Source organism: Sphingopyxis granuli, from assembly GCF_001559015.1.
GTDB classification, from domain to species: Bacteria; Pseudomonadota; Alphaproteobacteria; order Sphingomonadales; family Sphingomonadaceae; genus Sphingopyxis; species Sphingopyxis granuli.
Map to the genome: position 1 here is coordinate 3,835,032 of NZ_CP012199.1, position 24,763 is coordinate 3,859,794.

Consider the following 24,763-nt stretch of genomic DNA (forward strand, 5'->3'; position numbering starts at 1 on the left):
TCCTTCGCTGGCGGGTCAGCTTTGCAGGTCGGCCTGCTCGATCGCGCGGTGAAAGCGGCGCGCCGCGGCGGGATCGAGCCGGTCCTCGAACAGCGTCAGATGACGCTCGACCGTCCAGCGCGCGCTGTCGAGGTCGCCGACCGCCGCCGGGTCCATCTCGCGCTGATATTCGAGGCCGAAGCGCAGGATCAGCAACGCGTTGGTGCACAGGTCGCCGAGCCGGACGCGCGGCCAGTCGAGCAGGCCGCGATCGATCATCGCGCCCAGATAGATGCTCAGCTGTTCGTGCACCCGGTCGTACCAGCCGCCGATATGATCGAGGATGATCGGGCTCGATTCGCCGTAATCGGCGCGGTCGCGATAGATGAAGCGAAAGGTGTGCAGTTCGCGCTGCATGCAGGCGAGCAGGCCGACATATTCCTCGATCAGGTCGCCCGCATCGGACGGGCGCATCCGCAGCCGTTCCTCGATCGCCTCCGCGAAATCGGCGCTGATCGCGTCGAGCAGCGCGCGCTTGCTACGGAAATGATACCACAGATTGCCCTCGGCGATGCCGACCTCGGCGGCGATCGCGGCGGTCGAGACGCTGCCGAAGCGCTGTTCGTTGAACAGCCGCAGCGCCGCCGTCAGGATGCGGTCGCGCGTCTTGACCCGCGGCGGGCTCACTTGCCCTTCGCCTTCTCCCAATATTGATCGCGCAGCAGCCGCTTGTAGAGCTTGCCGGTGTCGTGGCGCGGCAGCGCCTCTAGGAAATCGATGCGCCGCGGGATCTTCACCCCCGACAGCTTCTCGCGCGCATAGGCGCCCAGTTCCTCGCGGAACGCGTCGGTGGCGTCGGCCATGTCGGCGGGCTGGATGACCGCGATCACCTCTTCGCCCATCTCTTCGTGCGGTCCGCCAACGACCGCGACATCGGCGACCTTCGGATGGGTGACGAGATGATTCTCGATCTCCTGCGGATAGATGTTCACCCCGCCGGAGATGATCATGAAGCTCTTGCGGTCGGTCAGATAGAGGAAGCCCTCCTCGTCGACCCAGCCGACGTCGCCCAGCGTCGACCAACCTTTCGAATTGCGGCTCGATGCGGTCTTTTCAGGGTCGTCGTGATATTCGAAGACCTGCTCGCTTTCGAAAAAGACCGTGCCTTCCTGCCGCACCGGCAGTTCGGTCTCGTTATCCTCGCCGACGATGTGCAGCACGCCGTTGATCGCGCGCCCGACCGTACCCTTGTGTGCCAGCCAGTCCTCGCTGGTCGCGAAGGTCATGCCATTGCCTTCCGATCCCGCATAATATTCGAGCAGCACCGGTCCCCACCAATCGATCATCGCCTGCTTGACCGGCACCGGGCACGGCGCGGCGGCGTGGATCGCGCTCTTCATCGACGACACGTCGTATTTCGCGCGCACCGCCTCGGGCAGTTTCAGCATCCGCACGAAATGCGTCGGCACGAATTGCGCCGCGTTGCAGCGATAGGTCTCGATCGCCGCCAGCGCGCCTTCGGGATCGAATTTCTTCATCAGCACGACGGTGCCGCCAAGCCGATGAATCGTCATCGACCAGCGCAGCGGCGCCGCGTGATAAAGCGGCGCGGGTGACAGATAGACGCTCTCGGGGCCGATGTGGAAGGCCGCGGCGGCGAGCATGACGAGGCTGTTCGGCGCGTCGATCTCGCGCTCCTCGGGCAGCGGCACCCTGACCCCCTTGGGCCGGCCGGTGGTCCCTGACGAATAGAGCATGTCGACCCCGGCGCGCTCGTCGGCGATCCGCGTCGCCGGCATCTTCGCCAGTTCGTCCTCGATCTTCGGCCAGCCGGCGATGTCGCCGCCCATCGAAAAGCGCTCGATCCGCGTCTGGAGCTGCTGTGCCGCGGGTGCGAGGCTGGCGGCGACGATCAGCATCTTCGCGCCCGAATTTTCGAGGATATAGTCGGTCTCGTCCTGCGTCAGCCGCGACGAGATGCAGACATAGCGCAGCCCCGCGCGCTGCGCGCCCCAGGTCAGCCCGTAATAATGCGGCGTGTTGTCGAGCATGAAGGCGACGACGTCCTCGTGCCCCAGTCCGTGCGCGCGAAAAAGCTGTGCCGCACGGTTCGACGCCGCGTCGAGTTCAGCATAGCTGATCGATTCGCCCGTCTCGGCGACGATGATCGCGGGCTTGTCGGGGGTAGCGGCGGCGTGGACGGACGGGTGCATCGGCGATCTCTCCAGCTGTTCTGTTCGTTCTTTCCGCCGAGTCAGTAGTCATCCAAAGCGCCGGGTCAAGCGGGCTTAGGGTCTTGCCCCTATTCGGGCGCGCCCGCGCCGGGATGCGAGCGCAGCGCATAGCCGACGCCCTTGATCGTGTGCAGCATCGGCCAGGCGAAGCCGCGGTCGAGCCTGGCGCGCAGCCGCGACATATGCACCTCGACCCGGTTGGTCCCCGGATCGAAGTCGAGCCGCCACACCGCCTTGAGCAGCGCCGCGCGCGACAGCGGACGATCGGGAACGCGTGCCAGATTGGCGAGCAGATCGAATTCGCGCAGCGGCAGGCGGATCGGCCGCCCCGCGCGCTCGACGCGCCGGTCGATCAGGTCGATCCGCAACTCGCCCGCGCCAAGCTGGCCGGCGGCCAGCCGGCTGCGCCGCAACAGCCCGGCGGCGCGCGCCAGCACCTCGGGCAGATTGTCGGCCCAGGTGACCACGTCGTCCGCGCCGCCATGCAGCGCGATCATCCGTTCCTCCAGCGAGTCGCGATCCGACACCGCCAGCACCGGCCGCCGCGCGGCGACCGCCGCCATCAGCCGCACGAAGGCAAAGGGGTCCTGCCAATCGAGGAAGGGGTTGATCAGCAGCAGGTCGAAGCAGCCGTCGAGCCACGGCCGCAGTCCGTTCGCCGGTGACGGCATCGACCGCACCGCATGGCCCGCGGCTTCCAGCGCCGCACCCAGCGTCGCGGCGCGCTCGCGCAGCGGATGATAGAGGGCGATGCGCCCCGCCCCATCATGCGATTCGCCGCCCGGATCGCCTCCGTCCGATGCCCGCACCCTGCCCCCCAGGCCGTCACACCCGACGGCGTTTCGCGGCGCCCGGCATTGCGCCGGTCCCCCGCTGTGCTAACCGATGGACATGACCTCGACCGACCTGCTCGACAGCGCTTTCGCCACCCTGCCCGACCTGATCCGCGCCCATGCCGCCGAACGTCCCGATGCCGTAGCGGCTGCTGACCCGTCGCGGCGATTAAGCTGGTCCGAACTGGACCGGATGATGGATCGAATCGCTGCCCGGCTTCAGCAGGACGGCTTCCAGAGCGACGACCGGACCGCCGTTGCCGGGCTCAACAGCGTCGAACAGATGGCCGCGATCCTCGGCACGCTGCGCGCCGGCGGTGTCGCGGGACTGATCACCAACAGCGCGACCGGCGAACAGATGGCGGCGATGATCGCCGACACGGGTGCGCGCCACCTGTTCCTCGACAGCGCCGCCGCGGTGAGCCTCGAAGGCCAGACCGTCACTGCGACCGACCGCATCGCCATGGACGGCAGCGGCGTCGGGGTCGCGCTCGACGACTGGATGGCGCCCGTGGGAACGAAGCCCGATACGGTCGAAATCCGACCGGAGGACGGCTTCAACATCATCTATTCGTCGGGCACCACCGGCACGCCGAAGGGCATCGTCCACAGCCACGCGATGCGCTGGCAGCATATCCAGCGCGGCGTTCCCGCCTATGGACCGCACGCGGTGACGATCCTGTCGACCCCGCTCTATTCGAACACGACGATGGCGAGCTTCCTTCCCACCGTCGGCTCGGGCGGGCAGGTCGTGCTGATGAAGAAGTTCGATGCGCGCGGTTTCCTCGAACTGGCGGAGCGCGAGCGCGCAACCAACACGATGCTGGTGCCGGTGCAATATCGCCGCATCATGGCGCTCGAGGATTTCGACCGCTTCGACCTTTCCAGCTTCATCATGAAATATTGCACCTCGGCCCCCTTCCCTGCCGCGCTCAAGGCCGACGTGCTCAAGCGCTGGCCGGGCGGGCTCGTCGAAATCTACGGCATGACCGAGGGGGGCGCGGCCTTCATCCTCGAAGCGCATCAATATCCCGACAAGCTGCACACGGTCGGCCGCCCCGCACCCGGCCACATCGCCAAGGTGATCGACGAGGAAGGCAACGAACTGCCGCAGGGTTCGGTCGGAGAGATCGTCGGCCGCAGCCCCGCGATGATGACCGGCTACAACAACCGTCCCGACGCGACCAGGGCGATGCACTGGTACGATGCGGAGGGGAATCTCTTCTATCGTCATGGCGACATCGGCCGCTTCGACGAAGACGGCTTCCTGACGCTGATGGACCGCGCAAAGGACATGATCATCTCGGGCGGCTTCAACATCTTCCCCAGCGATCTGGAGGCGATCCTGCTCGCCGACGACCGCGTCGTCGAGGCGGCGGTGGTCGGCATGCCGAGCGAGGAATGGGGCGAGACGCCCGTCGCCTTCGTCGTGCTCAAGCCCGGCGCCGATCCCGAAAGCGTGCGCGCCGACTGCAACGCCAAGGTCGGCAAGACCCAGCGGCTGAGCGCAATCCGCGTCGTCGAAGAACTGCCGCGCAGCCCGATCGGCAAGGTACTGAAACGCGAATTGCGCGACGCCTATTCGGGATGAAAGGCGGGTAGCGATCGGAAGGCGCCATTCCCGTTTTTCGCTTCGTCATTCCCGCGAAAGCGGGAACCCAGGGAAAGGTCGGCCGAAGCCCGCTCTGGATCCCCGCTTTCGCGGGGATGACGAAGATGGGGTATGTCTGGCCACCCCAAACGGACGACCCGGCAACCTTCGCGATCAGGCGAACTCCGCCGCCTCCACTGCCGCCAGCGCGCTTTCCAGCCGCGTGTCGCCTTCGCCCTCGACCCATGCCCAGCGCAGTTTTCGTCGTTCCAGCTCGCCGATCGCGACGTCCATGAACTGGCGCCGCGCGAGGTCGCTGCCGAACAGCCGCGTGCCGTCCTCTTCCCACAAAAGATCCATCGCGGGGACGAGATAGAGGTCGGCGACCTCATCCCACGCGTCGATCTCGGGCAGCCGTCGCCCGAGCAGCATTACCGCCCACGCCTGCGTCATCAGCGGGTCGGTGTCCGAAACCAGCCATCGGGGCCGCTGTGCCAGCGCCGCCCGCGTCGCCGCGACATGGCCCTCGAAGATCGCTAGCAGGTCGGCTTCGTCGAACTCGGTGCCGTTCGCCTCGGCATAAGCGCGGCCATATTCGGGGACGACGAGGCCGCCGAGCCGCGCGGCGAGCCGCGGCGCCAGCGTCGACTTGCCGGTGCTTTCGGCGCCGTGGAGGCAGATGCGGCGGGTCATGCGGGCGCCGTCCCCGCCGCCGCGGCGCGGCGCCACTGGATCAGCCCGTCGATCGACAGGCCGAGCAGCACGACATAGACCACGCTCGTCGCATAGAGGCCGCGCGAGGCGAACAGCGGCACCGCGATCAGATCGACGAAGATCCACAGCCACCAGCTTTCGACCCGGCGCCGCGCGAGCAGCCATTGCGCGGTGATGCTGGCCATCGCGATCGCGCCGTCGATCCACGGCGCCGCTGCGTCGGTGTGGCGATGCATCGCGGCGCTCCAGACGATCCAGGCCGCCAGCGTGGCGCCGCCCCAGACCAACCGCGCCCGCGCGGTCATCCAGCCGACCGGCACGCCGCTGTCCGCGCGCGCGCGCAGCCAGGCGGCCCAGCCATAGAGGTTCAGGACAAGGAAAAAGCCCTGGAGAAGCATGTCGCTGTAAAGCTTCGCCTCATAGAAAACGACGGCGTAGAGGCTGACCGCGACGAGCGCGAAGGGATAGTTCCACACACTGCGCAACGCGACGAGCGCGACGTTGATCAGGACGAGACCGGCGGCGATCCATTCCACCTCGCTCATGGGCGGCGCCCCCCTCGTCGCCCGACATGGGTCACAAATCGTCGGCCTTCATCGCGAAGATCGGCTCGTGCGGGCGATAGGCGACCATCTTGTCGAGCAATTCGTCGAGCCCGGCATCGACGATCATGATCCGCGCATGCGCCGGGCGGATGAAGCCGACCTCGACCATGCGGCGGTTGAAGGCGATCAGATCGTTGTAGAATCCCCCGGCATTGAGCAACCCGACGGGCTTGGCATGATAGCCGAGTTGCGCCCAGCTGATCGCCTCCCACAGCTCGTCCATCGTGCCGACGCCGCCGGGAATGGTGAGGAAGCCGTCGGACAGGTCGGTGAACATGCGCTTGCGCTCGTGCATGCCCGAAACGACGTGGAGTTCGGTCACGCCGCGATGCGCGACCTCGGTGCCGACCAGCGCATCGGGGATCACCCCGATCACCTCGCCCCCCGCCGCGAGCGCCGCATCGGCGACCGCGCCCATCAGGCCGGTCCGGCCCCCGCCATAGACGACGCCGATGCCGCGACTCGCCAGCGTGCGCCCGACATGCCGCGCGGTTTCGATGAAGGCGGGATCGTCGGGGGTCGCGGACCCGCAATAGACGGCAAGGCGTTTCATCGTGAAAGGCATGGCAATGTCCGTTCGGCCTGGCCCTTCGGCAGGGGCTCGATGGAGCCGCGTCGAAAGCCCGTTCTGTCTTTCCGCGCCTTTGCAGGAAGAACCGGGCTTCGACAAGTCGCCGCCGATGTGCACCGGACGATCGCGATGCCATATAGGCTCTGGCGAGCGCCGCGCCGCCCGGCTAAGGCTGCGCGCGTGACCGCGACACTCCACGCTTTCGCCGACCGCCGTCCGAAACTCGCCGCTCTGCTGCTCGGCGCCGTTTCCGCCACGGGCTTCGCGCCGCTCGACCTGTGGCCGCTGACCCTGCTCGCGCTCGCGGGCTGGATGCTGCTCGTCGCGCGGGCGCCGCGCGGGCGCCGCGCGCTCGGGACCGGCTGGGCCTTCGGGGTCGGCCATTTCACGATCGGCCTGAACTGGATCGCGACCGCCTTCACCTATCAGGCGGCGATGCCCGCATGGCTGGGGTGGATCGCGGTCGTGCTGCTGTCGCTCTACCTCGCCGTCTATCCGGCGCTCGCGGCGTGGGGAGCGTGGACGGTTTCCCGAATCGTCGCCCCTGCGAAAACGGCAGTTGCCGGAAACGGGACGCCGACGGCCACCGCCTTCGCCGGGGCAACGCTCTCCTTCATTCTCGCCCTCGCCGCGCTGTGGACGCTGACCGAATGGCTGCGGAGCTGGATGTTCACGGGCTTTGCGTGGAATCCGCTGGGCGCAATCGCGGCGGGCCGCTTCGCTTCGGCGGCGATCTGGCTCGGCACCTACGGGCTCGGAGCGCTGGTTGTCTGCGTGGCGGGCGCGCTGCTCCTGCTTTCGGCGCGGCAGTGGAAGCGCGCGGCGCTCGCAGCGTCGATTCCGATATTGGCCACCGCGGCCGCCGTTGCGACAGCCAGCGGCGGAACAGCCGACACGGCCTCCCCGATCCCCATCACCCTCGTCCAGCCCAACATCGGACAGCAGGACAAGTGGGAGGGCAACAAGGCCGACGCCAATTTCGCCAAGCTGGCACGGCTGACCGTTCCGAAGGACGACCGCGCCCGCCTGATCCTGTGGCCAGAGGCGGCTATCCCCGATTATCTCGAAACCGGCTATCCGCTCGTCTATTACGACCGTTCGCCGGCCGAGGCGCGGGCGCGGCTGACGAATCTGATGAATCCCGGCGACCTGATGCTGCTCGGCGCGCTCAAGCTCGAACTCGGCCCTGACGGCACCGTCGTCGGCGCGCGCAACGCGGTGATGACGGTGTATCCCGACGGCACGCTGGGGCCGCGCTACGACAAGGCGCATCTCGTCCCCTATGGCGAATATCTGCCGATGCGGCCGCTGCTGTCGGCGATCGGCCTGTCGCGGCTCGCGCCGGGCGACATCGACTTCTGGCCGGGACCGGGCGCGCGCACCCTCTCCCTGCCCGCCGCGACCCGCACGGTCGATGTCCCGCCCGCGGGTCACCCGCCGGCGGTGATCGCAACCCGCCTGCCCGAAACGCTGCGCCCGGCGGTCGAGGTCGGCCTGCAAATCTGCTACGAGATCATCTTTTCGGGACAGGTCGTCGACCGCGCGCATCGGCCCGATTTCATCTTCAACCCCTCGAACGACGCCTGGTTCGGAAGCTGGGGCCCGCCGCAGCATCTCGCCCAGGCGCGGCTGCGGGCGATAGAGGAAGGGCTGCCGGTCGTCCGCGCGACTCCGACCGGGATCAGCGCGGTGATCGATGCCGACGGCCGCATCCGCGCGGCGATTCCGATGCACCGCGCCGGGCGCATCGACACGCTGGTTCCGCCGGCCCACGCCCCGACGCTTTTCGCCCGTTTCGGCAATCGTCTTCCGGTCGGCTTCGCACTGCTGCTGCTCGCGCTGGCCATTGCCTTTCGACGGCGCGGACGCTAACAGCGCCGGGACATAAACTTTTCTTTATATCCAAATCCAAAGAAAGTCTCCCATGCGCAACAGCTTCCTCTTCACGTCCGAAAGCGTGTCCGAAGGGCATCCCGACAAGGTTGCCGACCAGATCAGCGATTCGATCGTCGATCTGTTCCTGTCGAAGGACCCCGAAGCGCGCGTGGCCTGCGAAACGCTGACCACGACCCAGCTTGTCGTGCTGGCAGGCGAAATCCGCTGCAAGGGCGTCTACGAGGATGGCGAATGGGCGCCGGGCGCGCTCGATGAGATCGAGGCGACGGTGCGCGAGACCGTTCGCGAGATCGGGTATGAGCAGGACGGTTTCCACTGGAAGAACCTGCGCTTCGAGAACAATCTCCACGGCCAGTCGGCGCATATCGCGCAGGGCGTCGACGAAAGCGCCGACAAGGACGAGGGCGCCGGCGACCAGGGGATCATGTTCGGCTATGCTTCCGACGAGACGCCCGACCTGATGCCCGCGACGCTCGATTACGCGCACAAGATTCTCGAGCGCATGGCCGCCGACCGCAAGGCCGGCATTGCGCCCTTCCTCGAACCCGACACCAAGAGCCAGGTCACGCTGCGCTACGCCAACGAGCGCCCGGTCGAGGCGACCGCGATCGTCGTGTCGACCCAGCACGCGCCGGGCTATTTCTGGCATGACGGCGAAGGCGACGAGACCAAATATCAGGAGCTGCGCAAATATGTGCTGGGCGTGATCGCCGACGTCCTGCCCGCCGAGCTTCTGACCGCGAACACCGTCTATCATATCAACCCGACCGGGCGTTTCGAGATCGGCGGACCCGACGGCGACGCCGGGCTGACCGGCCGCAAGATCATCGTCGACACCTATGGCGGGGCGAGCCCGCACGGCGGCGGCGCGTTCAGCGGCAAGGACCCGACCAAGGTCGACCGCTCGGCCGCCTACATCACGCGCTATCTGGCCAAGAACGTCGTGGCCGCCGGCCTCGCCCGCCGCTGCACGATCCAGCTCAGCTACGCGATCGGCGTCGCCGAACCGCTGTCGGTCTATGTCGACCTGCACGGCACCGCGGCCGAGGGCGTGTCCGAAGCCGCGCTGGAACAGGCACTGCCGCAGCTCGTCCGGCTGACCCCGAAGGGCATCCGCACCCATCTGGGCCTCAACAAGCCGATCTATCGCCAGACCGCGGCCTACGGTCATTTCGGCCGCCAGCCGGACGGCGACGCCTTCCCCTGGGAACGCACCGACCTGATCGACAGGCTGAAGGCCGCGCTGGGCCGCTAAGACCCGCGCACTTCTCGCCCGATCGCGGCGCGATCTTCGCGCGCCGCGCCATTCGGGGCGGCAAGCGTTCAATCTGAATCGCCTCTCTTCCGTTCGTGTCGAGCGAAGTCGAGACACGAACGGGATGCAGATTTGGCGCTCCGCCGCTTAGACGCTGATGACTTTGGATTGCCCCCCTTCGTCATTGCGACCCCGGACCTGATCCGGGGGAAGCAATCCAGAGCGGTTTGCGCCTGCTCTGGATTGCCGCGCGGCTTCGTCGCTCGCAATCACGCGTCTGCCCAATGTCATCATGCGCCTAGAGCATCGCGCATTAAACCTGCATCGCCCTTTCTGCCGTTCGTGCTGAGCTTGTCGAAGCACCGTCCTTCTTCTTGCGGCGCCAAAAGAAAGAACGGCCCCTTCGACAAGCTCAGGGCAAACGGTTCAGATTTAATGCTCGATGCTCTAAAGCACAAAAGACATAATTGCGGCGCGCGCGTGCAGGGTTTTTGCGGCTTTAACGCCTTCGCCGCGCCACAGGACGCCAACGGCCCGCGCATCGCCCCGCCTTGCCCGCCCGGCGCGGCACGGCTAACGCGCGCGGCATGACGGCTTATAAATCTGGCGATCCGACCACGCTCAACCGCCTCTACGGCCGCGCCAAGGGCAAGCCCCTGCGCGCGGGCCAGCAGGATCTGGTCGACCACCTGCTGCCGCAGATCGCGGTGCCGGCGGAGGGGCCGGTGACCGCCGAGCGCCTGTTCGGTTTCGACCGCCCGCTGCATTTCGAGATCGGCTTCGGTGGCGGCGAGCATATGGCGGCGCGGGCCGACATGCTGCCCGATCACGGCTTCATCGGCGCCGAACCCTTCCTCAACGGGGTCGCGCAGGCGCTCGTCCACGTCAGCGGCGATCCGCATCTCGCGGGAAAGGGGGGCACGCATCCGCCGCTCGCCAACGTCCGCATCCATCATGGCGACGCGCTGGAGGTGCTGCGCCGCATTCCCGACGGCGCGCTGTCCTTCGTCTACCTGCTCCATCCCGACCCATGGCCGAAGGCGCGGCACGCCAAGCGGCGGATGATGAACGACGGGCCGGTCGACCTGATCGCGGCCAAGCTGAAGCCCGGCGGCGAGTTCCGCTTCGGCACCGATCACCCGATCTATCTCGCGCACGCGCTGATGGTGATGCGCCGCCACCGCCACCAGTTCGAGTGGCTGGCACGGACCGCCGACGATTTCCTCGTCCGTCCCGGCGGCTGGCCCGAAACGCGCTACGAAGCCAAGGCCCGCGCGCAGGGGCACGAGGTCTGGTATTTCCGCTGGCGGCGTAGATAGAACGCCGCATCCGGCCTCAGAAATTCAACCGCAGCCCGGGCCGCGGCCACGTGAGGCGATAAACGCGGCCGGTCGCGGACGCCGTGACATAGGCATGCCGCATGTCGCTGCCGCCAAAGGCGATATTGGTGATCGCGGGGTCGAGGTCGGACAGATCGACGAACCCGATCCTCTCGCCGTCGGGGCCGACGATCGCGATGCCGGCCTGCAGCAGCGTGCCGATGCACAGATTGCCGTTCGCCTCGACCGCCATGCTGTCGTAGTAGGCGTAGCCGGGCTCGGCCCACAGGAAGTTGCCGCCGCCCGCGCCCATGAAGGTGCGGCCGCCGCACAGCACCCCGGGGCGCTCGACCTCCCACCACCAGGCGCGCGCGGTCGCCGTCTCGGTCGCATAGAGGCGGTCGCCGGCGGGGGAGAGCGCGATGCCGTTCGGCTGGTCGAGCGGTTCGGCCACCGTCCGCGCGCCGGCGCCGTCCACATAGCATATGCGTCCATGGTCGCTGTGATGCCGGTGATGCTTCCCGGTATCGGTGAAATAGAAGCCGCCATCCCGATCGAAAACGATGTCGTTCGGGGCCGACAGGGGACGACCGTCGACCGCCTTCAGCAGCGTCTCGACCCGTCCGTCCGCGATGCGGAGCCGCTGGATGGACCCGCCCGCATAGTCCGCCGCCGCGCCGACGGGCACCGCCCATCCGTCGCTCTCGGCCCATTGGTAGCCGCCGTTGTTGCAGAGGATCAACGCGCCGTCGGGGGCCAACGCCGCGCCGTTGGGGCCGCCGCCGACCTTGGCGATGACCTGCTTCGTCCCGTCGGGCGCGATGCGCGTCACCTGACCGTGGCGAATCTCGACCACCGCGAGCGAGCCGTCGGGCAGGATCACCGGTCCTTCGGGAAAGCCCAGACCCTCGGCGACAAGGGCGGCCTCCATCGTCAATAGAGATCGAGCACCGTCGTCTGGCCCAGCTCGCCGATGATGACCGTGCGCAACTGGTCCATATGGTCCTCCCACACCGACTCGGCGCGCTTCGGCTTGTGCGCCGCGATCGCGTCGACCAGCGCCCGATGGTTGGACAGCGCCTGCTGGTTGAGCGCCAGCTGGTCCGGGCGCGACCTGCTGAGGAAGCGCTCGACATGGCGGAGGAAGATGTCGTCGAGCATGCTGACGATCACGCCCAGCGCGACGTTGCCGGCGCGTTCGACCAGCACCCGGTGGAAGTCGGCCGTGGCGCGCCCGAAGCGCGCGAAATCCTCGATCACCTCCGCCTCGTGGGCCAGGTGATCGCGCAGCGTCTGGATATCGTCGGCGGTCGCCGAGGCCGCCAGCCCCGCCGCCAGCCGCGGCTCGATGAACGAGCGGGCGTCGAGCACCTCGGCCAATGTCGCGCCGCGGAACTGAAGCAGGAAGCCCAGGGTGCGGGCCGCCGAATCCTCCTGCGGCGGACAGATTCGCACGCCTCCCTTGGCGCCCCGAAGCACGCGCACCAGCCCTTCGGATTCGAGCAGGCGGATCGCTTCGCGCAAGGTCGGGCGCGATACGTCGAACTGCGCCATCAGGTCCGCTTCGGCGGGGAGCAGGTCGCCCTCCTTCAGGTCGCCCAGGACGATCCGTCGCCGGATGGCCTGCGCGATGATCTCCGCCGCCTTGGGAATTCGCACGGGCGACATCCCATCCGTCATCATTTGCCCCTTCAACGCCTTGCCCCGCGTCCCTTCGCGACCGCTTTCCATTTCGTTCTTAGCCATCCTCCCGCGGGAAGTCATCCAATGGACTTGATCTCCATAATCAGTTTGATAATTTATACGAAATGAAAAGCCAATGGGAAACTGGCCCTGTTTCCTCGCACCGCATCAGGACCGGAAAGCGCCGTCGACATAGATCAGCGGGCCAACCTCTCCCGCGATCCGCACATCGATCACCCGGCCGATGAAGATGCCGTGCGTGCCATAGAAATGCGCCTGTTCGAAAGCACAGGCGAAGCTGGCCTGTGCGTCGCCCAACACCCATCCGCCGTTGGCCGCTTGCCGCCAGTCACCCTCCGCAAAGCGCGCATCGCCCGCCGCGCCGCCCGCGCACCGGTCGGCGATCGCCCGGTGCGAGCCGTCCAATATGTTGACGCAGAAATCGGCCCCGTCCTTCAGCAGGGGGAACATCGACGCCGAGCGGTTGGCGCAGACCAGCAGCGACGGCGGGTCCAGCGACAGTTCCGAAACCGCGGTCGCGGTCATGGCCGCGCGTGCGTCGCCGCGATGTGCGGTGACGACCACCACCGCCTTGGCGAGCCGGCGCAGGCCCAGTTTCAGCGCACCGGCAATATCGCCCGCATCGGGCAGAACGGCGTTCGTCAAATCCTCTCTCCTCTTCCATCCCGTCCGCGACGTGCCATCCTTTCCGGAGGCACGCCGCGCATCGGCTTCCCGGCAAGCGCCTCAAAAAGGTTGCTTTCCACAATCAGTTGTATAATTTATATGTAAATAGAAAAAAGGGAAGGTCTTGCGAGAGGGCGATCATCATTGCGATTTTCTGGTGCTCGGCGGCGGTGCGGCCGGGCTGACCGGGGCGCTGGCCGCGCGCCTTGCGGGGCTCGACGTGCTGCTGGCCGAGAAGGAGGCCTGGCTCGGCGGCGCCACGGCGCTGTCTGGGGGGACGGTCTGGCTGCCCGCGAGCCATGTGCTCGAACGCGCCGGCGTCGCCGATTCGTGCGAGGACGGCCTGCGCTATCTGGAGGCGCTGATCGGGCCCGGCCGCGACGAGGTCGACCGGGAGCGCATGAAGATATTCGTCCGCGAAAGCCCCGCCTTCGCCCGTTTTCTCGACGATCAGGGTCTCGCGCTGCGCCATGCGCGCGGCTGGTCGGACTATTATGCGGAACTGCCCGGCGGGCGCGAGGCGGGCCGCACGCTCTATTGCGACGCGCTCGACCTGCGCGCGCTGGGCGAGGCAGAGGAATGGCTGGCGCCGGGGGCGCTCTTCTCGACCGCCCATTCGGTCGAGGTGTCGACGATGGCGCTCGGCATACGCTCGCTGGCGGCGGCACGCGCGGCGCTGCGCGTCGCGGCGCGATCGGCGAAGGCACGGCTGACCGGCGCCCGGCCCGCGACCCGCGGCAAGGCGCTGATCGGCCGCCTGCTGCTGGCGGCAAGGCGAAGCGGCGTCGCCGTCTGGCGCGGCACGCCCCTCGTCGAACTGATCGTCGAGGAGGGCCGCGTCGCCGGTGCGGTGCTCGACCGCGACGGCAAGCGGGTCCGGGTGATCGCACGCCGGGGCGTCCTGCTGGCGACGGGCGGCTTCGCCCGCCACGCGGGCCTGCGCCAGATTCATCAGGCGCCGGTCGGCGTCGATGCGACCATGGCGCCGGCCGGCGACATGGGCGACGGCATCCGCGCCGCGGCCGGTGCGGGCGCCGAGATGGCGATGATGGACCAGGCGTGGTGGGTCCCGGGCACCAAGACGCCCGCCGGTCCGATGGTCCATGTCTGGGATCGCTGCTTTCCGCATTCGCTGGTCGTCGACGTCGCGGGCGAGCGCTATATGGATGAGGCCGGGCCCTATATGGAGGTCGGCCAGCGCATGATCGCACGCCACGCCGCGCTGGGCACCGATCATAGCTGGCTGATCCTCGAAAGCCGGCATCGCAGCCGGTACGCGTTCGGAATGGCGCCGCCGATGGTCACCCCGCCGGGCTGGATCGAAAGCGGCTATCTGATCCGCGCGGGTTCGGTCGACGAACTGGCCGAAAGAACGGGCCTTCCCCTCCAGCGGCTGCGCGACACCCTCGACCGTTTCAACGCCGGCGCGCGCGCGGGCCGCGACGACGACCATGGACGCGGATCGAAGGCGATCAGCCGCTATTACGGCGACCGCCGGGTCCGGCCGAACCCCAATCTGGGGCCTGTCGAGCAGCCGCCTTTCTATGCCGTCCGGCTCTATCCGGGCGATGTCGGCACCGCGGGCGGGGTGCGCACCGACCTGCACGGCCGTGCGCTCGACCCGGCGCTGCGCCCGATCGCGGGGCTCTATGCGGCGGGCAACAATGCCAGCGGCATCTTCGGCCCCTGCTATCCGGGCGCCGGCGCCTCGATCGCGCCCGGCATGCTCTTCGGCCGGCGGGCGGCCCTCCACGCGGCGCAAGGAGGCGCGGAATGAGCGGCGACAGGACGAAAAGCGTCGAATCGACATCGGCTGGGCCGGTGACCATCTATCGTGCCGGAAGCGGCGATCCGGTCGTGCTGCTGCACGGCAACGGCCATTCGGTGCACGAGTTCGAACGCAGCTTGCCCCTCCTCATCCCCCGTTTCGCGCTGATCGGCTGGGACATGCCCGGCCACGGCGCATCGAACGAAGCCGATGCGGCCCTGTCGATCGACGAACGCGCCTCCGTGCTGGGCGAGATACTGGCGCGTCAGGCCATCGGACCCGCGGTGCTGGTCGGCAATTCGATCGGCGCCTTCATCGCGGCGGCGCTGGCGGCGCGGGCGCCGGAGCGCGTGAAGGCGCTGCTGCTCGTCGAGATGCAGGTGCGCCCGCGCGCATGGTGGGATGCGGCGTGGCCGCTGGTCGACCGGATGTTCGGCACGCCGCAGCAGGATTTCGACGCGGTGCAGGCGCGCCTCTGCTCGCCGCTCGCCGCCGACCTGCTGGCGCGCTGGAACAGCGACCGTGCGCGAGCGGGCGCCGGGGCGATGATCGCCGCGATGGAGGCGATCCGCGCGCATGACGTCATGGCGACGCTCGCGGCGCTGACCGTCCCCACCCATTTCCTGTTCGGTGAAAAGGGCCCCGCCGCCGAATGCGCCCCCGCCGCGCTCGACTGCGTCGCCCATGCGACGAGCGAGATCGTGCCGGGGGCCGGGCATTTCGTGTCGATCGACCAGCCCGCCGCATTTGCCGCGGCCGTGGAGCGCGCGGCGCAGGCGCAAGGAGACTGCTGATGGCTTTCGATTTCCTCGGTTTCCCGGCAGGCAGTTCGGCGATCGTCACCGGCGCCGCCAGCGGCATCGGCGCCGCCACGGCGCAAATGCTGTGCGAAGCCGGACTGACGGTGATCGGGGTCGATATCGACGCTGACCGCCTGCACGGCCTCGACCTCGGCCCGGCCTTTCACCCCCATGTCTTCCACACCGGCGAACCCGAAACCGTGGCGACGCACATGGCGCGGATCGCGGCCGAACATGGTCCGATCCTGCATCTGGTGAACAATGCGGGACCGCCTTCGTCGCTGCCGCTGACCATCGAGGAAGGCCTGGCGCAGACGGCCGGCAGCGTGCAGCGCGTCACCGCCGCCTGGGCGGTCGCGCTGCCCGAACCGGCCGCGCACGCCAGCCTGGTCAATGTCGCATCGGTTGCGGGAGCCATCGCGGGGGGACCGCCGCCCTCGCTGGTTGCCGGGCGCGGCGGCGCGGCGGAGAATGGCTGGTATCCCGCCGGCAAGGCCGCCATCGCCGGGATGACCCGCTGGCACGCCGTGTCCGCGGCCGGCCGCTATCGCGCCAACGCCGTCGCCCCCGGCATCACCCGCACCCCCCGCCTCGGCGACATCACCGCGGGCGCCTATGGCCGCGACGTCCTTGCGCGCACGCCGCTGGGCCGGCTCGGCGAGGCGGAGGACATGGCGCGCGCGATCCTGTTCCTGCTCAGCCCGGCGGCGTCCTTCGTCAACGGCCAGACGCTCGTCGTCGACGGTGGCGGCGGCCTCGCCTTCTGACGCCCCGCCTTTTCTCCCGCTTCAACATGAATGAAAGATATGATGACAGACACTAACATGGACATGGTGGCCGGCGTCGGCCGCGAGGACTGGGAACGGCGCACGACAAGCCGAACGGGGGCGGGACGCGTGGCCGACCCCTATCCGAAGCTCGCCGAATTGCGCCGGCAGGGGCCGATCCACCGCGGATCGACCTTCGACCTGTTCGGCGTGCCCGATCCGATGGCCGAAGTCTGGCCCGACGCGCCGCGCTTCATCTCGGTCGGCTACGACGTGACCGAACAGATATTGCAGGACAATATCGGTTTTTCGAACGCCGGCATCCGCAAGATGACCGAATATGTCTTCGGTGAAGTGTCGTTGATGGGCTCCGACGATCCCGAGCATCGCAAGTTCCGCGCCCTCGTCCAGCCCGCCTTCACACGGCACGGTCTCGACCTGTGGCGCGGGTTCGTCCGGCCGCGCCTCGACCATCTGATCGAAGGGTTCAAGGCGAAGGGGCGCACCGATCTCTATTTCGAATATTGCGCCGAGTTCCCCGTCTATGTCATCGCGATGGTGCTTGGTATCCGGCCGCAGGACCTCGAGCGCTTTCACGAATGGGCCGCGATGCTCCAGATCGCGGCCGCGACGCCCGACGAGGCGCGCAATGCCCGGCTGGCGGTGGAGGAGTATATGCGCGGAATCATCGAGGACCGGCGCCGCAATCCGCGCGACGACATCGTCAGCATGCTGCTGGAACGCGAGATCGAGCTCGACGGCGTGCATCAGAAGATCAGCGAGCGCCACCTGCTCGGCCTGATCAACAACCTGCTGCCGGCGGGGGCGGGCACCACCTATCGCTCGCTCGGCATCCTGCTCGTCACGCTGCTCGAACGGCCCGAGCTGCTCGAACGCCTCTATCACGACCGCGACCGGATTCCGCGCGTCATCGAGGAACTGCTGCGCTGGAACGGCCCGGTGCTGTTCGCGCCGCCCCGGCTCGCCACGCGCGACATGGTCGTCGCCGGCGTCGAGATTCCCGCGGGATCGATCGTCGAGCCGGCCATCGGCGCCGCCAACCGCGACCCCGCGCGCTTCGAGGATCCCGACAGCTTCATCGCCGACCGCAACCCGCGCGTCACCCTGTCCTTTTCGACCGGGGTTCATTATTGCGCCGGGTCGCAGGTGGCGCGGATGGAGCTGACGGCGGCGCTGAACGCCCTGCTCGACCATCTGCCGCACCTGCGGTTCGACGACAGCCAGCCGCCGCCGCAGATCACCGGCCTGATGTATCGCATGCCGACCGGCGTGCCGGCGATGTGGGGATGAAGGCCGCGATCTTCGTCGCGCCCGGCGAGGCACTGCGGCTGGAAGAGGTGGAGAGCCTGCCGCTCGGGCCGACCGACGTGCATGTCCGCGTCGACGCCACCGCGCTCTGCCAGACCGATGTCGCCGTGCGCCGCGGCGATCACAGCTATGGATCGCCGCTGCTGATGGGGCACGAAGCGAGCGGCACCGTGCTGGCCGTCGGCAGCCATGTCGCGGGGCTGAAGGCCGGCGACACGGTCATCAGCTCGTCGGCGCCGGCATGCGGCCACTGCATCCAGTGCGCCTCCGGCCGCCCGCATATCTGCGTCCAGTCGCTTCACCTGCGATCGGTGCCCCGCGCGCGCCGCGCCGACGGATCGGTCGCGACCGGCCTTTTCGGGCTCGGAACCTTCGCCGAGGAAATGGTGATCGACCGGGCATCGCTAGTCGCGGTCGATACCGATCAGCCGCCCGAATCGCTGGCCCTGATCGGGTGCGGCGTCACCACCGGCCTGTCGACCGTTCTCAACCGGACCCAGCTGTCGCATGGCGGGTCGCTGGCGGTCATCGGCTGCGGCACCGTGGGACTCGCCGCTATCCTGGGCGCGGGCCTGAAGGGTGCGGCGACGATCGTCGCCATCGACCCCAACCCCGCGCGCCGCGACGATGCCCGGCGCCGGGGCGCGACGCTGGTCATCGACCCGGGGGCGGGCGATCCGGCCGAGGCCGTCCGCGCCGCGACCGGCGGACTGGGCGTCGACGCGACCATCGATGCGGTCGCAGCCCCGGCCACCGTGGCGCAGGCGCAGGCGATCACGCGCCGTTCGGGGGAAATCGTCATCGTCGGCATGCCGCCGGCGGACGGGACGTTCGAGCTGGCCGCCCTGCCCTTCTTCCTGTCCGAACAGCGCCTGTCGAGCGCGCTGTTCGGTTCGGCGAACATCCGCCGCGACTTTCCCGCTTTCGTCCGGCTGGCCGAAAGCGGCCGGCTCGATCTCGCCGGCTTCGTCAGCCGCACGCTGGCGCTGGGCGACGTGAACGCGGGGCTCGACGCCTTGTCGCGCGGAGAGATACTGCGCGCGGTGATCCGCCCCGGCCGCCGGTGAGAGGGTCCGGCGACCGGGGCGTCCCCGTCAGGCGATCGCCCGATCCTCGGCCGGCTGCGCCGCGAACGCCCCCATCACCTCTTTCGCGAAGAAGCGCAGCCGTTCGATGCCGCCCCACGGATCGTTGAACAGCACATAGTCGACGCCGACCGCCTCCAGTTCCTTCAGGCGGGCGACGCACGCCTCGGGGGTACCGATCACGGTCGAGGCCTCGGTCGCGTCGCGCGAGGAATCGAGCATCTGCGACCCCACCACCGGCGCTTCGCTTTCCTCGCCCGGCACGCGCGCGGTCGCGGCGAGCATCGCGATGGCTTTCAGCCGGCGTTCAATTTCCCCGGTCCGCTTCGCCTCGTCGTCGACGAGCAACAGTCCGCGCGTCACCGCGATCTGGTGCGGCCGCGACGCCACGCCGCGCCGGGTCTGCTCGTCGCGATACCAGGCGATGCGCTGACCGATGGTCCGGGTGTCGCTGAACTGGTCGAGCATCAGCGACTGTCCGCGTGCCGCCGCCTGTCGCACCGACGCCTCGCTCTGGGCGGCGACCCAGATCGGCGGGTGCGGCTGCTGCACCGGCTGCGGTTCGACAAGGATATCGCGATAGTGCCAGTATTCGCCGTCGTGCGACCAGCGTTCGCGCGTCGTCCAGCTTTTCAGGATCAGTTCGATGGCCTCGTTGAAGCGCGCCGGGGCGGTCGCGGGATCGACCATGAAGCCGTGGAACTCGTTGGGGCGATAGCCGCGGCCGATGCCGAAATCGAGCCGCCCGTCCGACACCACGTCGACCGTCGCCGCCTGCTCCGCCATCAGGACCGGATTGTGCCACGGCAGTACCGTGACCCCGGTGCCAAGGCGCATGCTGGTCGTCAGCCCCGCCAGATAGGACAGCAGGGTCATCGAGGCGCTGAGCTGGCCAGCGCCGGTGAAATGATGCTCGACGAGGAACAGCGAATCGAACCCCAGTTCCTCCGCGCCGACGACATAATCGACGAAGCTGCGATAGGACTGGCTGTCGCCCGACTGGTCCGCGCCGCGGGCGGCGCCGCCGAAAAGTCCGAATTTCATGATCGTCTCCTTTGTCTGATTAGGGGGCGGTCGCCGGCTGCGCGGCCCGTTCGAGCCGCTGTCGCAGCGCCGGCTTGTCGATCTTGCCGATCGGATTGCGCGGCAGGCTGTCCAGAAGATGATAGGCGACGGGGCGCTTGAACCGCGCGAGCGCCTTCTCGATCTCCGCCTGCAGCGCGGGGATTAGGGCGTCGGCATCGCCGCCCTCGGGCGCGACGACGAAGGCGACGGGCACCTCGCCCATCACCGCGTCGGGCCGGCCGACCACGGCGGCTTCGGCAACGAGGTGCGTCGCCATGATCGCCTCTTCGACTTCGGACGGATAGATATTCTCCCCGCCCCGGATGATGAGGTCCTTCTTGCGCCCGACCAGCGTCAGCCATCCCTCGCCGTCCAGACGGCCGAGGTCGCCCGTCCGCAGCCAGCCGTCGACCAGCACCGCGGCGCTATCCTCCGGCCGGCGCAGATAGCCCTTCATCACGTTGCCGCCGCGGACGGCGACCTCGCCGACCGTATCGGGCGGACAGAACGCCCCGTCCTCGCCGACGATGGCGACCTCGATGCCCGGCATCGCGCGGCCGACGCTGCCGGGGCGGCGCGGGCCGTCGAGGGGGTTGAGGGTCGCGCCGACGGTCGATTCGGTCAGCCCGTAACCTTCGAGGACCGGCACGGCGTAGCGCGCCTCGAACGCCCCGATCGCCTGCGCGGGCATCGGCGCGGCGCCGCAGATGGCGAAGCGCAGCCGGGGCGCCGGCGCGATGGCGCCGCGTTCGGCGGTCAGCAGCAGATACATCGCCGGCACGCCCGAGAAATAGCTCGCGCCGCTGTCGCGCACGCTCTGCCAGAAGCTGTGCCGGTCGAAATGTTCGAGGATGCATGCGCCGCCGCCCGCCGCGAGCGGGGCCAGGATGCTGACCAGCAGGGCGTTGACGTGGAACAGCGGCATCACGAGCAGCGACAGGTCGCCATCGAGCCGCAGCGCGCCGTGGATCGAGTGCAGCATCGCGTCGATGTTGCCGTGGCTCAGCATCACGCCCTTGGGCCGCCCCGTCGTGCCGCTGGTGTAGATGAGCAGCGCGGTGTCGTCGGCCGCCACCGCCGCGTCGGGCAGGACCGCCGCCGATCGCTCGGGCGGCGCATCGACCGGCAGCAGCGTCGCCGTCGTCCCCGTCAGGCGCTCGCGCGCGGCGGCGTCGACCAGGATCAGCCGGCTTCCCGAATCCGCGGCCTGATACAGCGCTTCGGCGCTGGTCAGCGCCGGGTTGATCGGCATGAAGGCGGCGCCGATCCGCCACGCGGCGAACATCGCGACGACGATGTCGATCCGGTTCGGCAGCATCGTCGCGACCACGTCGCCGCGCCCGACCCCCTTCTGCACGAACAGCAGCGCGAGACCGGCGACCTCGGCCGCGAAATCAGCGGACGACAGCGCCCGCCGCGCGTCGCGCACCAGCGGCCCCCTGTCGTATCGGCGCGGTTTCCAGTGGAGATGCAGGGGATGAAAATCGTCCATCGCCGTCACCCCATCCCGTAGGCGCCATAGGCCGAGGCCGCCGCCGGATCGAGGCTGCCCCAGTCGACGCTGGGCGAGGCGTCCTCCGAGGTCAGGATATCGACGATCGCCGGCCCCTCCCCCTGCCACGCCTCGCGCAGCGCCGCCCGCGCCTCTTCGAGCGTTTCGGCGCGATAGCCGCGCGCGCCCATCGCCCGCCCCATCGCCGCGAAATCGACCGGTCCGAAGGTCGAGCGCGGCTCGATGTCGAGCATCTTCTCGCCCTGCATGATCCAGCCGAAGCCGGCGTTGTTGAGGATGACGAAGACGATCGGCAGCCGGTGCCGGACCGCCGTTTCGACCTCGCCGATCCAATAGGAGGTGGCGCCGTCGCCCGACACCGCCACGACGCGCCCGCCCGGCCGGTCGCCCAGCGCCAGCGCCGCGCCGATGGCGGCGCCCCCGGCCCAGCCGATCCCGGCCAGCCCGCGCGGCGCCAGGAAATGCCGCCCGCTGCCGCGCACGCGATAGCGCGAAGCGGTCCACCCCGACGCCAGGCTGGCGTCCGACACTAGAACGCAGTCCTCGTCCGCAAGGTCGGACAGCGCGAGGATCACCTGCTCCGGCGCGACGCGCGGATCGCCCTCGGCCGTGCCCGGCTGCGCGGGGCATTCGGAAAGGTCCGTCTGCCACGCCGCGCGCGGCGCCGCGTCGCCCAGCGCCTCGCGCAGGCGGCGAGCGGTGCGCCCCGCGTCGGCGCAGATCGCGAGCCGCGCCGGGATCGCGCGCCCCAGTTCGGCCCCGTCGCTGTCGACATGGATCAGCGTCTGCCGCGCCGACGGCAGGCGCCAGAGGAAGGAATTGAACTGGGCGAATTTCGACCCCAGCACCAGCACCACATCCGCCTGGCGCAGCGCCACGCTGGCTTCGACCGATCCGAACACGCCGACGACGCCGCGCGACAGCGGATGATATTCGTCGATGACCCCCTTGCCGTTGATCGAAGTGACGACGGGGATCGAACATCGTTCGGCCAGCGCGACCACCTCGTCCGCCTCGCGGCTGCTGAGCGCCCCGCCGCCGGCGAGGATCAGCGGACGCTGTGCCTGCGCCAGCAGCTCGGCCGCCTGCGCGACATCCTCGGTCCGCGGCGCGGCGCCGTAGCGCGGCCAGCGCCCCGCCTCGGGGTCCGCCGCCACGGCCGCGCCGGCGGCGGGCGCGAAGAAGATGTCCTCCGGAATCTCGAGAACCGCGGGGCCGGCGCGGCCGGTCACGGCGGTGCGCACCGCCTCGGCAAAGACGTCGGGCAAGCCCTCCGGCGCGTGGACGCGGCTGACCCGCTTGGTCACGCCCTGCAGCATCGCCTGCTGCTCCATCGCCTGCGAGGCGACGCCGCGCACCCGCAGATGCTCGCGCTCGGTCTTCACGTCGGCGACGATCGCCAGGACCGGGATCGCGGAGGCATAGGCTTCCGCCAGCCCCGACACGAGGTTGGTCGCCCCCGGACCGACCGTCGCGTCGCACACCCCGATCCGGCCCGACACACGGGCATAGGCATCGGCGGCGCAGGCGGCATTGCGCTCGTCGCGCATCATCACGTGGCGGAACCCATGGCGGCGCGCGGCGGCATAGAGGGGAATGGTCTGCCCGCCCGGCACGCCGAAGCACACGGTGGCGCCGACCGCCTCCAGGCATTCGATCAGGGCGTCGCCGAACTGGCGCTGGGTTTCATTCTGTTTCATATTGACCCCTTGAAGACGGACCGGGAACCGGCCGTTCGATGGTTTCGCAAAGGCGGGAAAAGGGGCGCAGCGCCGCGAGCAGCAGCAGGATGGACAGCGTCCCCGCGCCCACGACGAGCACGACCATTCCCGACGACAGATTGGCCCCGCCTCCCAGCCGGTCGGACACCATCGCCACGACCATCGGCCCGCAACCGACCGCGACCAGCGAATTGACGAGCGTGTAGACGGCGGCGAACAGGCCGGTCGCGCGCGGCGGCACCGTCCAGTTGATCGCGAAGATGGCGTAGGTGCCCGAGGGCACGAGAAAGAAATATCCGGCCGCGAGCAACAGCAGCAGCATCGGCGCCGACGGGGCCGCGAAACCGGCGAGCAATGGCACCGCCCCCACCGCGATCGCCCCGGCGCAGATCAGCGGGAGCGCGTCCATGCGGCCGCGCGACCGGAAATGGCCGGCGATGCGCGGCGCGGCCGCCAGTCCGGCGAGAGCCGCGGTCACGCCGGACAGCCCGAACCAGATTCCCGCCTGCCCCGCCTCGAAGCCGAAGTCGCGGACCAGCAGGCTGGGCAACCACGAACTGACGCCCAGCACGATCGCCTGCCCAAGCGCGGAGGCGACGAAAAGAAGGACGAACAGCGGCATGTTCCGGCGCGCGAAAACACGCTCGGGCGACGTCGGCGCCGCATCGACCGGCCCGGCCGCGCGGATCGACGCGGTGCGCGGCGGCTCGCGCACCGCCGCGGCGAACAGCGCGGCGAGCAACAGGCCCGGCAGCGCTACGACGACGAACGTTGCCCGCCATGGCGCCAGAAACAGACTGCCGATCGCGACCGGCTCGCTGCCCAGCAACTGCACCGCGACGCCGCCCAGCATGAAGGCACCGAAGGCGCCGAACACGCCGAAGCCGACGAAAACGCTCGTCGCGGCCGCGCGGCGGTCGGGCGGGAACAGGTCGGCGATCATCGAGATCGCCGCCGGGAACAGCACGGCCTCCGCCACCGCGACCCCGACGCGCAGGATCGCGACCGTTTCGAAGCTGGGCGCGAAGGCCGTCGCGATCGTCGCGGTCGTCCAGCACAGGACGCCGGCGAGGATCAGCCGGGTGCGCCGGACGCGGTCGGCGAGCCACCCCATCGGCAAGGCGAACACGCCGCCGAACAGCGCGAAGACCGGACCGACGAGCAGGGCGATGGCGGTGTCGCTGATGCCGAATTCGGCGCGCACCGGCGCCACCAGCAGCGCCAGGATCAGGCGGTCGAGATAGGAAACGATATACAGCAGGCCAAGCAGCAGGACGACGACCGGTGCCCCGGCCGCCGCCCATGGCCTCTGCCCCCTTCCCCTGCCCATGACGGAGAGAGTCGTCAC

The 24,763-nt window shown here is 69.0% G+C and carries 22 protein-coding genes; 9 read left to right on the forward strand and 13 right to left on the reverse strand.

The window, feature by feature from the left end; translation table 11 throughout:
- Window positions 1-15: 15 nt before the first annotated feature.
- The 3 genes from SGRAN_RS22685 to SGRAN_RS17615 all read right to left on the reverse strand — a co-directional run bounded on the left by SGRAN_RS22685 (window position 16) and on the right by SGRAN_RS17615 (window position 3,022).
- Complete coding sequence (locus tag SGRAN_RS22685; RefSeq protein ID WP_067111461.1) at window positions 16-666, reverse strand: TetR/AcrR family transcriptional regulator; 651 nt, start codon at window positions 664-666, stop codon at window positions 16-18.
- Entirely contained in the window at window positions 663-2,192 is a 1,530-nt protein-coding gene (locus tag SGRAN_RS17610; protein WP_067185819.1) for an acyl-CoA synthetase, read from the reverse strand. The genes SGRAN_RS22685 and SGRAN_RS17610 overlap by 4 nt, the downstream gene beginning before the upstream one ends.
- 89 nt (window positions 2,193-2,281) lie before the next feature.
- A complete protein-coding gene (locus tag SGRAN_RS17615) occupies window positions 2,282-3,022 on the reverse strand; it encodes a response regulator transcription factor (RefSeq protein WP_067185820.1) in 741 nt (246 codons plus the stop codon).
- A gap of 82 nt (window positions 3,023-3,104) precedes the next feature.
- Here SGRAN_RS17615 and SGRAN_RS17620 point away from each other — a divergent pair, with 82 nt between their 5' ends.
- Complete coding sequence (locus tag SGRAN_RS17620; RefSeq protein WP_067185822.1) at window positions 3,105-4,637, forward strand: class I adenylate-forming enzyme family protein; 1,533 nt, start codon at window positions 3,105-3,107, stop codon at window positions 4,635-4,637.
- A 174-nt stretch (window positions 4,638-4,811) separates the two neighbouring features.
- On the opposite strand, the gene SGRAN_RS17625 is transcribed toward SGRAN_RS17620, so the two are convergent.
- Genes SGRAN_RS17625 through SGRAN_RS17635 form a run of 3 tightly spaced genes read right to left on the reverse strand, consistent with a single transcriptional unit; the run spans window position 4,812 to window position 6,509 of the window.
- Window positions 4,812-5,330, reverse strand: coding sequence for an AAA family ATPase (locus SGRAN_RS17625; RefSeq protein WP_067187156.1), 519 nt, complete (start codon window positions 5,328-5,330; stop codon window positions 4,812-4,814).
- On the reverse strand, window positions 5,327-5,896 hold the full coding sequence (gene pnuC, locus SGRAN_RS17630; protein ID WP_067185824.1) for a nicotinamide riboside transporter PnuC: 570 nt from the start codon (window positions 5,894-5,896) through the stop codon (window positions 5,327-5,329). Before pnuC ends, SGRAN_RS17625 begins: the two co-directional genes overlap by 4 nt.
- 31 nt (window positions 5,897-5,927) lie before the next feature.
- Entirely contained in the window at window positions 5,928-6,509 is a 582-nt protein-coding gene (locus SGRAN_RS17635; protein WP_067111500.1) for an LOG family protein, read from the reverse strand.
- Between the two features lie 198 nt (window positions 6,510-6,707).
- Here SGRAN_RS17635 and lnt point away from each other — a divergent pair, with 198 nt between their 5' ends.
- The 3 genes from lnt (at window position 6,708) to trmB (ending at window position 10,997) form a co-directional block, all read left to right on the forward strand.
- Window positions 6,708-8,399 (forward strand): apolipoprotein N-acyltransferase, encoded by a 1,692-nt coding sequence (gene lnt / locus SGRAN_RS17640; RefSeq protein WP_067185826.1) that lies wholly within the window; start codon window positions 6,708-6,710, stop codon window positions 8,397-8,399.
- Window positions 8,400-8,451: 52 nt separating this feature from the next.
- Complete coding sequence (gene metK / locus SGRAN_RS17645) at window positions 8,452-9,678, forward strand: methionine adenosyltransferase (RefSeq protein ID WP_067185827.1); 1,227 nt, start codon at window positions 8,452-8,454, stop codon at window positions 9,676-9,678.
- A 587-nt stretch (window positions 9,679-10,265) separates the two neighbouring features.
- Window positions 10,266-10,997 carry a tRNA (guanine(46)-N(7))-methyltransferase TrmB gene (gene trmB, locus SGRAN_RS17650; protein ID WP_067185829.1) on the forward strand — a complete coding sequence of 244 codons (732 nt, stop codon included), beginning with the start codon at window positions 10,266-10,268 and terminating at the stop codon, window positions 10,995-10,997.
- Window positions 10,998-11,013: 16 nt separating this feature from the next.
- On the opposite strand, the gene SGRAN_RS17655 is transcribed toward trmB, so the two are convergent.
- From SGRAN_RS17655 to SGRAN_RS17665, 3 genes are all read right to left on the reverse strand, one after another.
- Window positions 11,014-11,928, reverse strand: coding sequence for an SMP-30/gluconolactonase/LRE family protein (locus SGRAN_RS17655; protein WP_067185831.1), 915 nt, complete (start codon window positions 11,926-11,928; stop codon window positions 11,014-11,016).
- A gap of 2 nt (window positions 11,929-11,930) precedes the next feature.
- Window positions 11,931-12,677, reverse strand: coding sequence for a FadR/GntR family transcriptional regulator (locus tag SGRAN_RS17660; RefSeq protein ID WP_076078102.1), 747 nt, complete (start codon window positions 12,675-12,677; stop codon window positions 11,931-11,933).
- A gap of 171 nt (window positions 12,678-12,848) precedes the next feature.
- On the reverse strand, window positions 12,849-13,346 hold the full coding sequence (locus SGRAN_RS17665) for a flavin reductase family protein (RefSeq protein WP_237233556.1): 498 nt from the start codon (window positions 13,344-13,346) through the stop codon (window positions 12,849-12,851).
- Window positions 13,347-13,491: 145 nt separating this feature from the next.
- On the opposite strand from SGRAN_RS17665, the gene SGRAN_RS17670 reads away from it, so the two are divergent.
- The 5 genes from SGRAN_RS17670 to SGRAN_RS17690 are packed head-to-tail and all read left to right on the forward strand — an operon-like array spanning window position 13,492 to window position 19,098.
- Window positions 13,492-15,144 carry an FAD-dependent oxidoreductase gene (locus SGRAN_RS17670; RefSeq protein ID WP_067185834.1) on the forward strand — a complete coding sequence of 551 codons (1,653 nt, stop codon included), beginning with the start codon at window positions 13,492-13,494 and terminating at the stop codon, window positions 15,142-15,144.
- Entirely contained in the window at window positions 15,141-15,929 is a 789-nt protein-coding gene (locus SGRAN_RS17675; RefSeq protein ID WP_067185836.1) for an alpha/beta fold hydrolase, read from the forward strand. Before SGRAN_RS17670 ends, SGRAN_RS17675 begins: the two co-directional genes overlap by 4 nt.
- Window positions 15,929-16,702: an SDR family NAD(P)-dependent oxidoreductase gene (locus SGRAN_RS17680; protein ID WP_067185838.1), complete on the forward strand. Its 774-nt coding sequence runs from the start codon at window positions 15,929-15,931 to the stop codon at window positions 16,700-16,702. Before SGRAN_RS17675 ends, SGRAN_RS17680 begins: the two co-directional genes overlap by 1 nt.
- A 42-nt stretch (window positions 16,703-16,744) precedes the next feature.
- The gene (locus SGRAN_RS17685) at window positions 16,745-18,013 is read left to right on the forward strand and encodes a cytochrome P450 (RefSeq protein WP_172709671.1); all 1,269 of its coding nucleotides are present in this window, start codon (window positions 16,745-16,747) and stop codon (window positions 18,011-18,013) included.
- On the forward strand, window positions 18,010-19,098 hold the full coding sequence (locus SGRAN_RS17690) for a zinc-binding dehydrogenase (RefSeq protein ID WP_067185842.1): 1,089 nt from the start codon (window positions 18,010-18,012) through the stop codon (window positions 19,096-19,098). The genes SGRAN_RS17685 and SGRAN_RS17690 overlap by 4 nt, the downstream gene beginning before the upstream one ends.
- Window positions 19,099-19,125: 27 nt before the next feature.
- Here SGRAN_RS17690 and SGRAN_RS17695 read toward each other — a convergent pair whose 3' ends face one another.
- The 4 genes from SGRAN_RS17695 to SGRAN_RS17710 are packed head-to-tail and all read right to left on the reverse strand — an operon-like array spanning window position 19,126 to window position 24,763.
- Complete coding sequence (locus SGRAN_RS17695) at window positions 19,126-20,160, reverse strand: LLM class flavin-dependent oxidoreductase (protein WP_067185844.1); 1,035 nt, start codon at window positions 20,158-20,160, stop codon at window positions 19,126-19,128.
- A 19-nt stretch (window positions 20,161-20,179) separates the two neighbouring features.
- A complete protein-coding gene (locus SGRAN_RS17700) occupies window positions 20,180-21,673 on the reverse strand; it encodes a class I adenylate-forming enzyme family protein (RefSeq protein WP_067185846.1) in 1,494 nt (497 codons plus the stop codon).
- A gap of 5 nt (window positions 21,674-21,678) precedes the next feature.
- Window positions 21,679-23,394 (reverse strand): thiamine pyrophosphate-binding protein, encoded by a 1,716-nt coding sequence (locus SGRAN_RS17705; protein ID WP_067185847.1) that lies wholly within the window; start codon window positions 23,392-23,394, stop codon window positions 21,679-21,681.
- Window positions 23,381-24,763 carry an MFS transporter gene (locus SGRAN_RS17710; RefSeq protein ID WP_148650918.1) on the reverse strand — a complete coding sequence of 461 codons (1,383 nt, stop codon included), beginning with the start codon at window positions 24,761-24,763 and terminating at the stop codon, window positions 23,381-23,383. The genes SGRAN_RS17705 and SGRAN_RS17710 overlap by 14 nt, the downstream gene beginning before the upstream one ends.

Excerpts from the sequence above, each read along its gene's own strand:
- trmB (WP_067185829.1), top strand. The coding sequence starts at position 10,266 with ATGACGGCTTATAAATCTGGCGATCCGACCACGCTCAACCGCCTCTAC.
- SGRAN_RS17685 (WP_172709671.1), top strand. The coding sequence starts at position 16,745 with ATGACAGACACTAACATGGACATGGTGGCCGGCGTCGGCCGCGAGGAC.
- SGRAN_RS17620 (WP_067185822.1), top strand. The coding sequence starts at position 3,105 with ATGACCTCGACCGACCTGCTCGACAGCGCTTTCGCCACCCTGCCCGAC.
- SGRAN_RS17680 (WP_067185838.1), top strand. The coding sequence starts at position 15,929 with ATGGCTTTCGATTTCCTCGGTTTCCCGGCAGGCAGTTCGGCGATCGTC.
- SGRAN_RS17660 (WP_076078102.1), bottom strand. The coding sequence starts at position 12,677 with ATGACGGATGGGATGTCGCCCGTGCGAATTCCCAAGGCGGCGGAGATC.
- SGRAN_RS17625 (WP_067187156.1), bottom strand. The coding sequence starts at position 5,330 with ATGACCCGCCGCATCTGCCTCCACGGCGCCGAAAGCACCGGCAAGTCG.
- metK (WP_067185827.1), top strand. The coding sequence starts at position 8,452 with ATGCGCAACAGCTTCCTCTTCACGTCCGAAAGCGTGTCCGAAGGGCAT.
- SGRAN_RS17700 (WP_067185846.1), bottom strand. The coding sequence starts at position 21,673 with ATGGACGATTTTCATCCCCTGCATCTCCACTGGAAACCGCGCCGATAC.
- SGRAN_RS17655 (WP_067185831.1), bottom strand. The coding sequence starts at position 11,928 with ATGGAGGCCGCCCTTGTCGCCGAGGGTCTGGGCTTTCCCGAAGGACCG.
- SGRAN_RS17695 (WP_067185844.1), bottom strand. The coding sequence starts at position 20,160 with ATGAAATTCGGACTTTTCGGCGGCGCCGCCCGCGGCGCGGACCAGTCG.
- SGRAN_RS17675 (WP_067185836.1), top strand. The coding sequence starts at position 15,141 with ATGAGCGGCGACAGGACGAAAAGCGTCGAATCGACATCGGCTGGGCCG.
- SGRAN_RS17690 (WP_067185842.1), top strand. The coding sequence starts at position 18,010 with ATGAAGGCCGCGATCTTCGTCGCGCCCGGCGAGGCACTGCGGCTGGAA.
- SGRAN_RS17610 (WP_067185819.1), bottom strand. The coding sequence starts at position 2,192 with ATGCACCCGTCCGTCCACGCCGCCGCTACCCCCGACAAGCCCGCGATC.
- SGRAN_RS17705 (WP_067185847.1), bottom strand. The coding sequence starts at position 23,394 with ATGAAACAGAATGAAACCCAGCGCCAGTTCGGCGACGCCCTGATCGAA.
- SGRAN_RS17635 (WP_067111500.1), bottom strand. The coding sequence starts at position 6,509 with ATGAAACGCCTTGCCGTCTATTGCGGGTCCGCGACCCCCGACGATCCC.
- pnuC (WP_067185824.1), bottom strand. The coding sequence starts at position 5,896 with ATGAGCGAGGTGGAATGGATCGCCGCCGGTCTCGTCCTGATCAACGTC.